The organism is Myroides odoratimimus (assembly GCF_038039805.1).
In the GTDB taxonomy this organism is placed as follows: Bacteria; Bacteroidota; Bacteroidia; order Flavobacteriales; family Flavobacteriaceae; genus Flavobacterium; species Flavobacterium odoratimimum_B.
The window spans coordinates 1-14,588 of the sequence record NZ_JBBPHK010000018.1 but is presented as its reverse complement, the minus strand read 5'-3'; the positions used below and the strand labels follow the sequence as shown (position 1 = coordinate 14,588).

Here is a 14,588-nt window from a genome sequence, read left to right as displayed (position 1 = left end):
CAAATGTATTAGTTTTGGGATGATTAATATGATAATTTTTACAATTTTTTATGAATGGTCGTTGCACCAGCTTGAGCCTTCGGAAATACTGTAATATCAGCTATTTGTACATGTTCAGGTTGGTTGACGATATAGGCTATAGCATTCGCTATATCGTCTGCTACTAATGGAGTATACCCTTCATATACCTTTGCTGCTCTGTCGCTATCTCCTTTAAATCGGATTAGTGAGAAGTCTGTTTCTACTGCTCCTGGAGCTACATTAGTTACCTTAATTCCATCTGATAGGAGATCGTATCTCAGTCCTTTAGAGAATGCTTCTACAGCAGCTTTAGAAGCACAGTAGATTGTACCGTTTTGGTAAGACTCTTTCCCTGCTATAGAAGATAGATTGACGATATGTCCATACTGTCTTTTGATCATAAGAGGAACAATAGCTTTAGTTACATAGATTATTCCCTTTACATTGATATCTATCATAGCCTCTAAGTCTTCTAGAGAAGCTTCTTGGAAAGTAGCTAATCCGTGAGCATTTCCAGCGTTATTGATAAGCACATCTATATCTTGCCATGCAGTAGGAAGAGAGGCTATTGCCTTAAAGGTAGCTTCTTTATCACTCACATCGAAGATTAGTGTTATCACTTCTGTCTGCTCTGCTAGTTCACACTCTATGGCTGCTAAGTTCTCTTTATTTCTTCCACACAAGATTAGTCTGTGATTAGCAGCTAACGCTCGTGCTGTTGCTTTTCCTATACCTGATGTAGCTCCTGTAATGAATGCTGTTTTCATATCTTTTTGTTTTGTGGTGTTGTACTATAAGACGGTTTGCTTTAAACCTTGCATTATGCATAACCAAAGATAATTGAAAAAAGACTTTTCTTGAACTCTATCTACTTTTTTAATATTAACTGTCTTGATTTCATCCTTAGTACTCTTGCGGATAAACATATTCCCTACAGCAGATAAGAACTTTTTCTTTTGCTGCCCATCTTTCCTATATATAGTCACCTTTAGGTCTTCATATCTCATACCATAGGTTCCTGTAGCAGAAGTACTATTACCAGAGAAATTAAAAGTAACTAGACTTATACTACCCTCTGTATTAGCCTTGACATACGGCTGTAAGAACGGACGCATAGAATTAGCAGGGAAGTTTGTAATCTTTCCTTGTATATTGAAGTTATCTCGTCTGTTAAGTACATTGAAAGACCAGTCCACACGCAGTGGAGCAGCATTCATAAACCTCGCATTGACAGCTATCGTAGTAGTAGGTACTTTAGTCACACCATATCCACTATATACATTCTTAATAGTCGCATTGAAGTTGTGGAACATAATTTTACCAGGAGCTACTGCCTTAGGGTCAGTCTCTTCATAGACTAACTTAGAGTTGCGTATTGCAACATTATTTACTTCTAGTCCAAATTTTAGATCTCTTAGTTTTTTACTAAACATGGGCTTGATACTCATATTGAATGTAGGAGCCTTATCTCTAAAGATATTAGCATCAAGTTGATTGATGTTGATCTGTTCTGTTTTAAACATTAGAGTTCCTTTGGCATCGAAGTCATAGTTATAATTCTTTAAAGCTATCTCTTTGGCATGTAGTGTGAAGATATCATCTGCATATCTAAACATGCTTACAGTCTTCTTTCTAGAGTACTTTGGCTTCATAGTGAAGTTAGCCAGTTTTAGCTCCTTATTGTCGATAGATAGAGAGTCTACACTTATATCATAATATTTCTTCGTATCGTATGTAATCGCTCCAGAAGATAATGTTGTCTTGCCATAAGTAAAAGGAATCTTCTTTCCACCAGTATTTTTATCAATACGGATATCTGTTATCACAGCATTGATATTATTCACTTTTAGGCTACTGCTATTTGTCTTTCTATCGTGTATTTGGAAAGCTGCCTTGCGCAGTACTAATGAATCTAATGTGATATAGTCAGACAGTAGCTTAGCAGTAGTCTTAGGCTTGCTCTTTACATCATTAGGAGTATAGGTGATAACAGGAGAGTCTATCGCTATTTTAGCTACTTTTAGTTGTTCTCCTACCTTATTGTTTATATCCGTTAAGACGATATTGGTCTTAGAAGTATTCCAAGTATCTAAAGCGTCTAGTGATAATTTATTAATCTTAATATCACCTATCTTTAAGGCAAATGGCACAAGCGCAGGCAATGTATCATATACCGCTGCTATCTCTTGTTTTTTCTGCTTTTTAGTTTTTTTAGCAGGTTGTTTTTCTGCTACTTTGATATCTTGTTTGAGTTTATTATTCTTGATATTTATTGCTGTAGAGTCTGTCTCTATAGAAGCAATGTCGAGGTAGAAGTCTTGTTCGTTTCTATACCCCCAGTCTGTCCCAGTCAGCTTTAGCTGTGGGATATCTACAGACAACAAGTTCTTAGCTAGTTCTTTTGACTCGATAGTCTCTGAGAAGGGCTTTACAGATAGCTGGTGCATCTCTAAAGCAGTCGGTTCTATGATAATCTTACCGATGGTGAACTTATGCCACTCATTCAGTTTGCTATAGATAGAGTCTGTAGTCATCACATAAGAGTCATAACTAAAAGGTATTGCCTTCTCTATGACCTCTTCACCGAAATGTACTCCTCTGATTGTTGCATTGAAGTTATAGACCTCATTTAGTCTTGTATTACTCTTTCTGTCTTTTATTAAGACATGAGCATGCTCTACGATAATAGATTCAATATCTATATCATTCTTTACCTTTATTTTAGCTTGCTTTTGTACTACACTATCCCCTTTAATCATCACTATACTAGGATGACTCAGCTTAATTTTGTTTGCACGTAGATTCTTGTTCTGTAGTAGTTCTTTGATAGCTACCCCTTGAATCACTATTTTATCTAGTCTTGCACTGATATAAGTAAGATTAGGGTGAGTGATAGTATCTTTAGGAGTCACTGTGATTCCAGAGACAGTTAGTCTTCTTAAGGCAGGGTAGTAACTGATGTCCTCATACGCTAGATCATAAGGAGTATCATTCTTCTCTGCGATAATCTCTGGTAAGTGCTTATATATAAAACGGTTTAATGCATACCTCCCTATCTGGTATAGCCCTAGTAGACTGATACCAACTATTAAAAGGATTTTGACACGTTTTGATAATTTCATTTTTATTAAAGATAAATTAATACTTAAAAGTACTGATTTATCTTTATGTTTTTGTAATTATTATGAATTACTTTAAGACTAATTGATGCTTTGTTAGTAAACCAGCTAATCCGTCCATAGAGAATATTGCTTTTTTAATCTTAGTGAACTGCGGGTCTATATCATAGTTATAACTCGTGTAGAAGTCCGCTTTCTCAGCGTTGGCTTTGTGAAATACTGCACGGTGTAAGTTACAGTTGTCAAACAGTGCCATACTCAAATCTGTATCAGAGAAATCAGCACTGATCAAACTACAGTTAGAAAACAGTTGCTTTTTAAGCTTTAGACCATAGAATTGAGTTAATTCTAAGTTACAGTCTGTAAAGGTAAATTCAAATATAGTCTGGTCTATCATGGCGAAGTTTACACGCGTAAAATTACAAGCTGTAAAGTTGACATTGCGCAGTCCGACATAGTTCACCTCTGCATCTTTAAAATTGCAGTTTATAAAATCACAGTCTATAAAAAGAGTAGCTAAGAATGAACAAGCGCTTAGATCACAGTTTTCAAACTTACAATTCTCAAATTCTTTAAATGAGATATCATTATAGTTAAATACAGTGTTGCTGTATTGTTTGTCGTATATAAATTCTGGTGTCATCTGTCTAGTGTTAAAAGTTAGCTACCGTATATAGAACTCATCCATATACGGTAGCAAGATATAATATTATAAAGATTTATCCTTATGATTCTTCTATGATATGAGGTATAAATCTGCTTTTGTCTGTTGTGATTCGATTGTTGCTTTCTCGGAATGTAATACCACATGACTCTTGACCTATGATCCAGCTCCCGATGATAGAATATCCTGTAGACTCTTGGTGTAAGTGAGCTAGCTCTTGACAGATATAGCCTTCATCTCCATAGTCTCCAGGAGTTGCTTCTACGATAGCTCCGTGTTGGTATAGCGTTACATTAGCACCTTCTCTTGAGAGTAAAGGTTTCTTTACATAGTCTTGCATCCCGTTAGGTGTATCGAAGTAAGTCTCTAGTAGCAATGGATGGTTAGGATACAGCTTCCACAGTACAGCCATGATAGCCTTATTAGATAAGATCATCTTCCATGACGGTTCTATCCAGTTCGCTTGTGCTTCGTCATTCGGTATATGTAGCGCAAAAGGTTCATATACTAACCATTCCCACGGATATAGTTTAAATATATCAGTTATCGTCTCTTCTTCTAGGTCTGTAAAGTTTACCCCATTCCATCCGATATCATCTATGAAGATTAGCTTCGTGTTGATACCAGCTTGTATAGCGGTGTCTCTTAGGTACTCTATATTCGTTAGGTCCTCTAAGGTCTCACGCATACAACTGAAGTGCAGGGTATCCCCTTTTAGATAAGGCTTTAGATCACGCCATGAAGCGATTAATTGATCGTGTACAGAATTAAATTGGTCTTTGCGTTCACCGAAGTAATGTTGCATCCATTGCCACTGCGTCACTCCTGTTTCATAAAGAGAAGTAGGAGTATCCGCATTAAACTCTAATACTTTTAGTTGTTGTTTTTTCTCATCGTAGACAAAGTCAAAACGACCGTAGATACTTGGAGCATCATTCTCCCATGACTGCTTTATATGATCGTGAAAGAATATCGGAATCTGAAATTGATCAAATAGATTATGTGTGATCACGTGATCTACTGCTTCTAAGCACATCTGCCATAGCTCAGTAGTAGCATTGTATATCTCGTCAGCGAATGCTGGCTCTATACTGTAATAGTAGTGTTCTATCCAATAAGGGACATTGTTCTCATCTGTGTGAAATCCAAATCCGTTGTCCTCTAATCTCTTTTGCCAATTTGCATCAGCTGTTAGGTATTTTATTCTCATAGATTATGAACTAACAGTAGATGACTTAGAAGTATTCCCAAAACCTCCTCTGGCTGACTTATGTGTCTTTACAGCATTAGATTTAGACGTATTCGTACCTACATTAGCTTGGTGAGATAATCCATTACTAGCATATCCCATACCTCCCCCCATTAGTGGTCTGAAGGCCATGTACCATAGTAGCGCACTACCCATACCACCTCCACTATGATGGCGTTGTTGATTATATTGTTCAGTTACATCTGTATAAGGTGCAGAGCTATCTGCTCTCATATATACTTTCTGTGCTTGTTCTTGTTCTTCTTGTTTATCAGGAGTCTTAGAGCATGAAGCTAATGCTGCTGTGATAAGTACTAGACTCACTGCTTTACTACTTTTTCTATTCATGATATTATTATTCTACAGTTACATAAATCGGCACTTTTACTAGAGAAGTAGGCTTAGTATCTCCCCATGCGCTTACTTCTTTTGCAGTTTTGATTGTGTCCGTCTTTTGTGTTACTAGTTGACCATTCGCCCATATTTTTTGACTTGTGATATGTAGGATACTATCTCCTGCTACTACAGATTTGATCGTTACTTCTCTTGCAGACTGTTTATCGATAGTCTCAAGATCTGTTTTTTTAGATTCACCACCTCCACATGAGGCTAATCCTAGTACCATAAGAATAGGTAGAATATATTTCATAACAATTATTTATTTTAACGAGTGCTAAAGATAGTAAAGTTTACTCAAAACTTTGTTTGTTGTACAGTAGACTTTTTGGATATTATTCACGCTTAGCTCTTGACCAAGTGTGTACTAGCGCATTATAGAGTCTATTTGTTTTTTAAATACATAGAGTAGAGTGGCAGCTAGGACATAAGCCATTAGCATAAGAATTATTTAGTGTAAACTAAAAATGCTATTTTTGTTTGACCATATATTTGATTGATGAAAGATATTACTATTTTACAAATGCGAGATTTGACTGAGGAGGTTAAAGGAGCTGATTTTTATGCTAATACGATACCACAACACCTTATTACAAATCACGATCATGTGGAAAAACCACATCGACATGATTTCTACGTTTGTATGATTTTTACGAAGGGGAGTGGAACCCACGAGATAGATTTTCAGAGCTATGAGATACAGCCTGGTATGGTGTTTATGTTAGCGCCAGGGCAGACGCATAGTTGGATCTTATCAGAGGATATAGATGGTTATATCTTTTTTCACACTCAAGAGTATTTTGATTTGTTCTTTGTCCGAGAGACGATACGCGAATACCCTGTATTTAGATCAGCATACTATCCCAACGGGTTTTTATTGAATAAAGAGAGCAGTGTATTAGTAGAGAGTCTGATGAAGAGAATGACGGATGAGGTGAGTCAACCCAACTGGAAGAAGAACTTCTCTCTAGTGAATCTAGCTTCACTCTTCTATATAGAATGCAATAGACAATTATTAGAAGGAAACTCTTTTACAGCAGTGCCAAACTTGCAGTATAATCAGCACCTACATCACTTCGAGAATTTATTAGAAAAGAATTTTCGGACAGAGAAGTCTGCCGCAGTCTATGCAGAATGGATGAATATGACACAAAAGCATTTAAATCGCGTCTGCAAGACATTATTAGACAAGACTACTACTGATATTATTATAGACAGAATCGTCTTAGAGGCTAAACGCATGCTTATCTATACCGGCAAGAGCTTTAGTGAGATTGCTACAATGCTAGGATACGATGATTATTCATACTTCTCTAAGGTGTTTAAAAAGAGAACAGGTATCTCTCCAAAAGAGTTTCTTAAAAAGTATGTGTAAAATATAAATACAGTATAAAAACAAAAAGCTCCTTAATGTAATATTAAGGAGCTTTTTTTACGCTGCACGGGTGGAGGGATTCGAACCCCCATCAACGGTTTTGGAGACCGCTATTCTACCCTTGAACTACACCCGTTTCTCTGTTAGGTGGCGCAAATATAATAACTTTTATTTTAATAAACCTAGACTATTGCTCATCTTTTTTATAAAATAAATTTAACCACATGATTCGAGATAAGCGATAATTAAATGTCCATAGAATAAATATTACAAATACAATTGCAATAAATGCATGTAACATTGTGATATTCAAATCGAATAAGTGATTGATGATAAGACGAAGCACCATCACGGTTACCATTTCAGCAACTGTAAGTGCATAACTCATATACATAGCCCCAAAATAAAATCCTGTTTCTCTATGGAAGTTATATCCACAAGATCCACATTCTTTCGTCATTTTTGGCATCTTAAATGTAATCGGATTTCCTTTGTCATGGAATATGTGCTCTTTACCACAGTTAGGGCATTTTCCACTAATAACTTTGCTGATATAAGACATAATTTAATTTTTATGCAAAGTAACTTAAAAAAACTGAAAGCTTTACGCTTAATATACTTGTATTTTGGTAATATTCAGACATTTTGACTGTTAAAGTACCTTAAAGTATTTAAATAGTACAAAAAAAAAGAAGGAGATTAATACTCTCCTTCTTCTTCTGTTGTTATTTCTTCTGTCTCATTAGAATATTCTTCTTTTACATCTAAGTATTCTAATGGATTAGCTTGTGTCGGTTCATTGTAGTAATCGTCGTATTCTTTATATAAGTTCGCGATTTCTTCTAGTGTTAATACTTTATCACCTTCTTCACCTTCTTCTTCTACTGCTTGATTGTATTTTTTGTAGATACGTAGCTTATCAGCATCGTACTGCTTTCTCACTATATTTCTACTTGCGTAGTATAATTTACGATCTTTACTATACTTTCTGTATACCTCTTTTAGTTCTGCCTTATAAGCTGAGTCTAGTGCAGCCATCTCTGTTTTTAGATCAGAGCTTTCTTCTTCACCAGCAGCTATTTCTTTTTTAATTACATTCCAACTTTCTAACTGATCTTCATTTAGTGTTCTATTCACGAAGTTGTTATAACCAGCGAATAGTTGGCGTTGGTGCATGTTCTTCTCTACTTCCTGCATCTTTGTTTTAGAATTCAGGTTCTGTAAGTCACGCTTAATGTATTCATTTTTGATTGTCAAGGCTCCTACCTGTTGTTGAGTTAATTTAAGCTCATCTTTATTTGATAGAATTTGAACAATGTCTAGGTACTCAATCTTTTTAACAGGTTCTTCCTGCTTTTTAGATTTTCGCTGACCATAAGAAGTACTAATTGACATTAGTATTACAAACAAGAGTAATATCTTTTTCATTCCAATTTATTTTTGATTCAATAACAATTTGTTTTTCACTCTGCAAATTTAAGATAAATATTAATATTTTATTTCAAAAAAATATTGCAGACTAACAAACATACTTTAAAAAATAGACATAATAGAGTTAATCCATTTTTTCTGCATTCTATTAGCTATTTATATAACGTTTTGGATTATTTGATATTGTATAGAAAACTTATTTTTTTACTTTTTTAAAATTATGTTCACTTTTGTTTAGAAGATATTAATTGTTATTTCTATATTTGATTATTATAATTAATTTAAATTAACATATTTGGTAATTTAATTTTATTAAAAATATTAAAATGAGAATGAGAGGTGATTGCTATAGCTTGGCATTTCGGTTTTTGCACTGGAGTATAGCATTCGTAATGTTAGGGATGCTTATCACTATACTGCTGCGATATAGCTGGTTAAATAAAGAGGAGATGAGTGAGATCATCATGGGGTACTCCACTTCTCAGGATGTAAATATGACTAAGGAGAAGGCTGTCGTACTGGCGAAGCGTATACGTGCTCCTCTGTGGGAGTGGCATGTGTATCTAGGCTATGCCTTGATGGGATTAGTGTTCATCAGAATTATATTAGGGATGATGGGTAGAGTACCGTTCTTAAATCCATTTAAGGGAGGTATTATACTTAATCTACGTATTAGAGCTATCATATACTTGCTGTTCTATGTTTGCGTGGTTATCTCGCTAGTTACAGGTCTTGTCTTAGAGTTAGATATTGAGACAGCTTATAATAATGAAATAAAGAGTATTCATTTTGGTTCTATATATTATTTTGTAACGTATTTAGTTATTCACTTTATCGGGGTGCTATTCGCTGAGCTGAGTTCAGATAATGGGATAGTCTCTCGCATGATCAACGGGAAGAGTAAGTACGACCTATAAGTATAGAACTGTCTAATGATATATTAGGTTAGTGTAAATGTGTTTTGTTGAAAAGCATCTGTAGTGATACAGATGCTTTTTTTATAATTCTAAATTATTAGCTTGTTTTGATTTTGTTCGGAAAAACACCCCTTTTACTGAAGGATTACCGAACATGACCCGAACCATCCCCGAACAAAACTTAAATAGGAAAAAAGTTTTCTAGTGTAGATAAGGGATGCTGTATTTAGAAAGAATCACGTAGTAACTTTATTTTTTATCCATATTTATGGATGTATTAAAAATAGTTTTGTTCAGACTTGCTAGGGGATTGCTTGAGGGTTTCTTGTACCTTTCTTCGACAAAAACGCCTTTTAGGCGAGGAAATCCCTAGGAATCTCCTAGCAAACCCTCAGAAAGTGCAAGAGAAACATTCTTATTGTATTGATAAGAATCGAATTCAAAAGTGGTGTGTTGGTTTTTAAATTTTAATTTGTTGGTATGTATTAATTAAAAGATTGTTGTAATAGAGAATTGCTAAAAAGTATTTAATGCGTTAGGAATGACGATAAGTCTTTCTGTAGATAATAGTAATTAAATAGGTAGAGAATATTGTTTTTATCAGTAGGAAAATAGATATTATACTGATAAAGAAATGCGTTCTTTAAGTTGTGAAATAGGATGTATCTGAAAGAACCTAGAGAGAGGTATTAATAAATATTCAGATACATCAGTAGATGAAATGATAAATATCTGTGTTCAAGATTATATGACTAAGGATAAAATTGAAATAGACCCTTTTATTCAATTGTTAAGAGAAAATAGTAAGCTTAGTGATGAAGATGAGGCTAAGTTTGCGGAAGTTGAGAGAATATACCAAGAGATAGGTTTAGCAAAGAATCAGCGTATGTGTCCTAAGTGTGAAGAAGTAATGACTTCTACACATAAATATGACTTTGTTCAGTGTAAATGCGATTATCTTGGAATAGATGAAGTATTAGACTATACTGAGGTACAAGTTTTTTGGTAAAATAAATTTTAAGGTTTTGACTTTTAATTTATTAAAAGTATTCAAGACAGAAATTAGTTTGGAATGATATAGAAAAGTGTTGTATAAAAAACAAAAACCTCGGAGCAAGTCCGAGGTTGTGATTTCTTTTTTTTAAGTGCAGCGTTAAAGCGTATTTCAGAATAACGGGACACCTTAGACCACAAAGATACAAAAAACACGGCATGGTTTGGAATTATTGGTTCTGTTTTTTGATATGATAGATTGTATATATTCTTTATTTTTAATATAAGAAGAAAACTAAGTCTTTGTTTTGTTTTTTTGCCAACTCAAAGGCGTATAGGAAGTCTTCTTGTTCAAGAGTGTATGTCTCTTCATCAATCTCTTTTTTTCTTCTGTAATTTTCGATGAATGGAGTAACTTCTTTATCTAAATCTTCTATAGCGATACTGTATATTGAAGGGAAGTCCTCTGAGAAGGGAATCGGAATAAATGCTTTGCTTGTTAGTTCAGTTTCCACAGTTTCATAGTAAGGTGTGGAATATTCATCAGAGGTAGGATAAAACACTTCTCCATAATGCTCACACAACAGCTCGTATACATAACCATACGCAAACGTTAATTCATTGTATTGAATCTCTCCATTGATGATGTCGAGTAGTATGTCTACGAAGGTGATACTATGCGGTTCTAGTTCATTATCGAAGTAGTCAGAGTGCTCGTCTAGTTGATCTTGGAACGCCTCACATAACTCGTTATATAAAGTCAAATCCTTGCAACCATAGACTTGTTGTATTTTTGTTTTGTCTGTTAGATAGCTTTGTACAGAATAACTCATTGTATGTTAGTTTTATAATTTAAAGTTAGTTCTTTCTCATTCATTAGTTGAGTTGCCTCATCTATTTGGTATAGATAGAATTTTTCTACTTTGTTTGTTAGACGATACATATATACTTTGTTTTCATCTACTTCTTTATCTTCTAGATCGTTGTAGTATTCTGTAGCTTTTTTTTCAAAATCAGGGTATGATAGTCCTGTATTCAGACGATAAAAATCATATAGTTGTTTATCTATTACAGTATTACTTGACCCTCCACCATAGTCATTGTTATAAGTGATATCTAGATTCAACTCTTTATTGTCTAATACTTCGAAGTGTATAATATTATCTTCAAACGCAAGAAGCTTTATTCTTAGGTCTTTATTGACTTGTATTTCTTTAGCTATTTGATCTTTTGTTATTTCGGTTATCTCATAATTAGTAGGCATTATTAATTGTACTTTGACGTTGCCTTTAATGTCTTTGATATTGTTTAGATAATTAAAATAAAGATACTTTTGATGGGTAGGATTTGTTTGAGGAAACCAATTTCCTGTAGATCGAATTAAATGATCATCTAATACAATGGTCTGTTTAGTGGTTGTATTTGTTAGATTACTAGATAATATTTTGATATACAGTAAATCTGCTAAAGTGGTCTTAGTTTTAATTCCACCTGTCCTTCTTTGTTCCTCTTTTTCAGATTGAGTTAAAGGAACAGTGATGTTAAACGTGTATTTATCATTTTCTAATGAAGTAAGAGATATTGTCTTTACTGCAGTTTCAAAAAAGATTTGAGGATTAAAGTTTTTTATAAGATTCCAAGGTAAATCAACTTCATTCGGAGCACCTATATCCGCTTTACTGTTTTTGGAAATAGTATGTTTATAAATGTATATGTACTCTCTGTAGTATTCTTTTTTTGAATATTTTTTATAATCATCAATAGACATTTCTATGTCATCTCTTTCTAATAGATCCGGATATTTATCTTGAGATATTGCTGTATGAGAGCTGAGTGTTATTAGAAGAATGAATAAGTACTGTTTCACTGTTTTAATTTTTTAGTAAGTAATAAAGGTAGTGATAATTAAAAGATTGTTGTAATAGAGAATTGCTTAAATTGCTTACTAATTAATATAGTATGAGAAGATTTATATTTTTTTTGATATTCATTCTTTCTATAGGAAGTGTGCAAGCGAAGTCTATTATAAAAAAACCGATGGTGATAGATGTCAATGAAAAAGGGCTTGGAGAGTTTAAAGCGATGGATTCTGGTGAGGTATGGAGCTTTAAACTTCAGCAAGGAGATAAGATATATGTTTATGAATTTACGATAGTGAAAGAGGTGCTTATATCACCTGCTATACAAAGCATACAACCACTTACTGTTAAAGAGTTTGATGAGTTTATACTCAAGGATTATAATGATAACTTCAGAGATCCCAAGTTCTTAAATATAGGTAGGATGCATGCTGAAAATATGGTATTTAAGAAGCTATATCTGAAGGTAGTATCTAGTGGTGTAGTTAAGTATTATGAGGCGACTTTCAGTCATTCGACTGCGGTGGTGTGTTATGGGTAGAATGTTAATATGTAGAAAGAAAACCAATGATAATATCATTTGATCTAGACGATACTATAATATCGAATGTGAGGTTCCCCTTAGAAGTAGAACCTATATGGGCAAAGATACTCGGTGTGGAAAGGGTAAGATTAGGTACTATAGCGTTGTTTAAAGAGCTGAGAAATAACGGACATAAGATTTATGTCTATACTACATCTTATAGGAGTGCCTTTAAAATAAGATTGATGTTTTGGAGCTATGGAATATCTATAGACTGTATCATTAATCAACAGCTACATGAAAAAAGATTAGGAAGTAAGAGCAAAAGTGTGTCTAAACTACCTTCTGAGTTTGGGATAGATATTCATGTAGATGATTCTCTAGGTGTACATAGAGAAGGAGATAAGTATGGATTTAATACCATAATAGTGGATACAGATGATGTGGAATGGGGTAAAACTGTCCTGGCTAAAGTGGCAGTATTAGCTGAGCTTAAGAGATAGAGTAGTAAAAGTATATAAGTTTAATTTCTGAATCAGATGAAAACATTTCCATTAGATCAAATCATAGATGAGCATATAGGTAAAAAGGGTACAAAAGAGCGCGATCTTTTTGAGGCACGAGTAGAAATAGGGAGGCTTGGAGTGCGGGTATATGAGTTGCGCAAAGCAAAAGGCTTGACCAAGAAAGAACTTGCCCATCTAGCAGGAGTGTCTAAAGCACAAGTTAAGAGAATAGAAAGTGATTTTGTTGATGTGAAGATAAGTGTTTTGTTGAAAGTATTTAATGTGTTAGGAATGACGATAAGTCTTTTTGTAGATAATAGTAATTAAATCGGTAGAGAGTATTGTTTAGGGATAGGGTAGAAACATAATGTTTTATACCTAGTAGGTATATAATTGTAGAGGAGTAAAATGTTAATGTCAATGTGGTATTTTAGAAGTATTTAAGTAAATTAGTGAAGAGTTTTATGCTATTTGTAATTCTCTGTATAAAAAATATTGCTTATGAGGAATATAATATGGATAATAAGTGTTTTATGTCTTAGTTGTATGGGGTATGCTCAAGAGAATACAACAACAGAGGTCATAATCCCGGAAGTATCTAAGTCTAATACTGTGCCTAATAATCCGCAACAGGATCCGAACTATGTGTATGTAGCTGTACAGGTGAAGGCTTCACCTATAATGGGGATGAGAAACTTTGTACACGAGTTTACAAATCGTTTTATGATATCACAGGAGGCGATAGAAGGTCTAGATAGGCAGAGGGCATTTCAGTGTATTCTTCAGTTTGTGGTAGAGGCAGATGGGAGTTTCTCTGATATTATGGTTGTACGTGATCCTGGCTATGGCTTAGGGGTAGAGGCTGCGCGCACGATGAGTACTGTGAATAGGTGGAAGCCTGCTATACAGAATAATAATAAAGTACGCAGTCGATTCACTTTACCGATTATAATGCGCAAGACAGAGGTGCCTATGAGATGGCGTGAATTAGCGGATGAGAGTGGGTATGGATATATAAGCTATACAATGGCAGAGTGTGGTACGGATAGTTTTAAGGAGCTCTTTAGAGAAGCGTTTATGAAGACTAAGTATTATGTAGCAGGAAGAGAGTATGCATTAAGACTAGATATATCTATAGATGAGTCAGGGGAGTTGAGCAATATTATACTTACTAATTTAGTGGAAGAGATAGAGCTCAGTACTAAGGAATTGACCATGATGGTACAGTCTCTAGCTAAATGGCTTCCAACTAGGGTGAATGGTATACCTGTGAAAGATGATATCTATATGTTGATAGGAATAGAAAGGAATTAACCCCCTAAAAAAAATAAACCCCTCACTACCAAGGTAATGAGGGGTTCTTTTGTGGTCCCACCTGGGCTCGAACCAGGGACTTGCTGATTATGAGTCAGCTACTCTAACCAGCTGAGTTATAGGACCAGTAGGTCTTAAAGACCTATGTATTGTATGTGTAATCTTGGTGGTCCCACCTGGGCTCGAACCAGGGACTTGCTGATTATGAGTCAGCTACTCTA

The 14,588-nt window shown here is 34.5% G+C and carries 17 protein-coding genes and 2 tRNA genes; 7 read left to right on the top strand and 12 right to left on the bottom strand.

Features of this window, described 5'->3' with window-relative positions; all coding sequences use genetic code 11:
• Window positions 1-38: 38 nt before the first annotated feature.
• The 6 genes from AABL85_RS13085 to AABL85_RS13060 form a co-directional block, all read right to left on the bottom strand.
• Window positions 39-788 (bottom strand): SDR family NAD(P)-dependent oxidoreductase, encoded by a 750-nt coding sequence (locus tag AABL85_RS13085; protein WP_286437258.1) that lies wholly within the window; start codon window positions 786-788, stop codon window positions 39-41.
• A gap of 24 nt (window positions 789-812) precedes the next feature.
• Window positions 813-3,143 carry a hypothetical protein gene (locus AABL85_RS13080; protein ID WP_286413399.1) on the bottom strand — a complete coding sequence of 777 codons (2,331 nt, stop codon included), beginning with the start codon at window positions 3,141-3,143 and terminating at the stop codon, window positions 813-815.
• Between the two features lie 67 nt (window positions 3,144-3,210).
• Window positions 3,211-3,783 carry a pentapeptide repeat-containing protein gene (locus AABL85_RS13075; protein WP_006262737.1) on the bottom strand — a complete coding sequence of 191 codons (573 nt, stop codon included), beginning with the start codon at window positions 3,781-3,783 and terminating at the stop codon, window positions 3,211-3,213.
• 82 nt (window positions 3,784-3,865) lie between these two features.
• Window positions 3,866-5,014, bottom strand: coding sequence for a glutathionylspermidine synthase family protein (locus AABL85_RS13070; protein ID WP_286437261.1), 1,149 nt, complete (start codon window positions 5,012-5,014; stop codon window positions 3,866-3,868).
• A gap of 3 nt (window positions 5,015-5,017) precedes the next feature.
• Window positions 5,018-5,401 carry a hypothetical protein gene (locus AABL85_RS13065; protein WP_286413402.1) on the bottom strand — a complete coding sequence of 128 codons (384 nt, stop codon included), beginning with the start codon at window positions 5,399-5,401 and terminating at the stop codon, window positions 5,018-5,020.
• Window positions 5,402-5,408: 7 nt separating this feature from the next.
• Window positions 5,409-5,702 carry a hypothetical protein gene (locus AABL85_RS13060; protein ID WP_286413403.1) on the bottom strand — a complete coding sequence of 98 codons (294 nt, stop codon included), beginning with the start codon at window positions 5,700-5,702 and terminating at the stop codon, window positions 5,409-5,411.
• Between the two features lie 246 nt (window positions 5,703-5,948).
• Here AABL85_RS13060 and AABL85_RS13055 point away from each other — a divergent pair, with 246 nt between their 5' ends.
• On the top strand, window positions 5,949-6,824 hold the full coding sequence (locus AABL85_RS13055; protein ID WP_286413404.1) for an AraC family transcriptional regulator: 876 nt from the start codon (window positions 5,949-5,951) through the stop codon (window positions 6,822-6,824).
• 65 nt (window positions 6,825-6,889) lie between these two features.
• On the opposite strand, the gene AABL85_RS13050 is transcribed toward AABL85_RS13055, so the two are convergent.
• The 3 genes from AABL85_RS13050 to AABL85_RS13040 all read right to left on the bottom strand — a co-directional run bounded on the left by AABL85_RS13050 (window position 6,890) and on the right by AABL85_RS13040 (window position 8,252).
• A tRNA-Trp gene (locus tag AABL85_RS13050) sits at window positions 6,890-6,960 on the bottom strand.
• Between the two features lie 51 nt (window positions 6,961-7,011).
• Window positions 7,012-7,386: a DUF983 domain-containing protein gene (locus tag AABL85_RS13045; RefSeq protein ID WP_006257459.1), complete on the bottom strand. Its 375-nt coding sequence runs from the start codon at window positions 7,384-7,386 to the stop codon at window positions 7,012-7,014.
• Between the two features lie 137 nt (window positions 7,387-7,523).
• Complete coding sequence (locus AABL85_RS13040) at window positions 7,524-8,252, bottom strand: hypothetical protein (RefSeq protein WP_341310412.1); 729 nt, start codon at window positions 8,250-8,252, stop codon at window positions 7,524-7,526.
• Between the two features lie 329 nt (window positions 8,253-8,581).
• On the opposite strand from AABL85_RS13040, the gene AABL85_RS13035 reads away from it, so the two are divergent.
• Window positions 8,582-9,172, top strand: coding sequence for a cytochrome b/b6 domain-containing protein (locus AABL85_RS13035; protein WP_341310411.1), 591 nt, complete (start codon window positions 8,582-8,584; stop codon window positions 9,170-9,172).
• Between the two features lie 721 nt (window positions 9,173-9,893).
• Window positions 9,894-10,181: a DUF7695 domain-containing protein gene (locus AABL85_RS13030; RefSeq protein ID WP_286413407.1), complete on the top strand. Its 288-nt coding sequence runs from the start codon at window positions 9,894-9,896 to the stop codon at window positions 10,179-10,181.
• Between the two features lie 262 nt (window positions 10,182-10,443).
• On the opposite strand, the gene AABL85_RS13025 is transcribed toward AABL85_RS13030, so the two are convergent.
• Window positions 10,444-10,998, bottom strand: coding sequence for a DUF7691 family protein (locus AABL85_RS13025; protein WP_286413408.1), 555 nt, complete (start codon window positions 10,996-10,998; stop codon window positions 10,444-10,446).
• Window positions 10,995-12,032 (bottom strand): hypothetical protein, encoded by a 1,038-nt coding sequence (locus AABL85_RS13020; protein ID WP_341310410.1) that lies wholly within the window; start codon window positions 12,030-12,032, stop codon window positions 10,995-10,997. Before AABL85_RS13020 ends, AABL85_RS13025 begins: the two co-directional genes overlap by 4 nt.
• Before the next feature lie 92 nt (window positions 12,033-12,124).
• On the opposite strand from AABL85_RS13020, the gene AABL85_RS13015 reads away from it, so the two are divergent.
• The 4 genes from AABL85_RS13015 (at window position 12,125) to AABL85_RS13000 (ending at window position 14,367) form a co-directional block, all read left to right on the top strand.
• Complete coding sequence (locus AABL85_RS13015) at window positions 12,125-12,565, top strand: hypothetical protein (RefSeq protein WP_341310409.1); 441 nt, start codon at window positions 12,125-12,127, stop codon at window positions 12,563-12,565.
• A gap of 26 nt (window positions 12,566-12,591) precedes the next feature.
• Complete coding sequence (locus AABL85_RS13010; RefSeq protein WP_286413411.1) at window positions 12,592-13,050, top strand: hypothetical protein; 459 nt, start codon at window positions 12,592-12,594, stop codon at window positions 13,048-13,050.
• Window positions 13,051-13,086: 36 nt separating this feature from the next.
• Window positions 13,087-13,380 (top strand): helix-turn-helix transcriptional regulator, encoded by a 294-nt coding sequence (locus AABL85_RS13005; RefSeq protein ID WP_341310408.1) that lies wholly within the window; start codon window positions 13,087-13,089, stop codon window positions 13,378-13,380.
• A 174-nt stretch (window positions 13,381-13,554) separates the two neighbouring features.
• Window positions 13,555-14,367 carry an energy transducer TonB gene (locus tag AABL85_RS13000; protein WP_341310407.1) on the top strand — a complete coding sequence of 271 codons (813 nt, stop codon included), beginning with the start codon at window positions 13,555-13,557 and terminating at the stop codon, window positions 14,365-14,367.
• Between the two features lie 52 nt (window positions 14,368-14,419).
• Here AABL85_RS13000 and AABL85_RS12995 read toward each other — a convergent pair.
• Window positions 14,420-14,493: transfer RNA gene (locus tag AABL85_RS12995), tRNA-Ile, on the bottom strand.
• Between the last annotated feature and the right edge of the window lie 95 nt (window positions 14,494-14,588).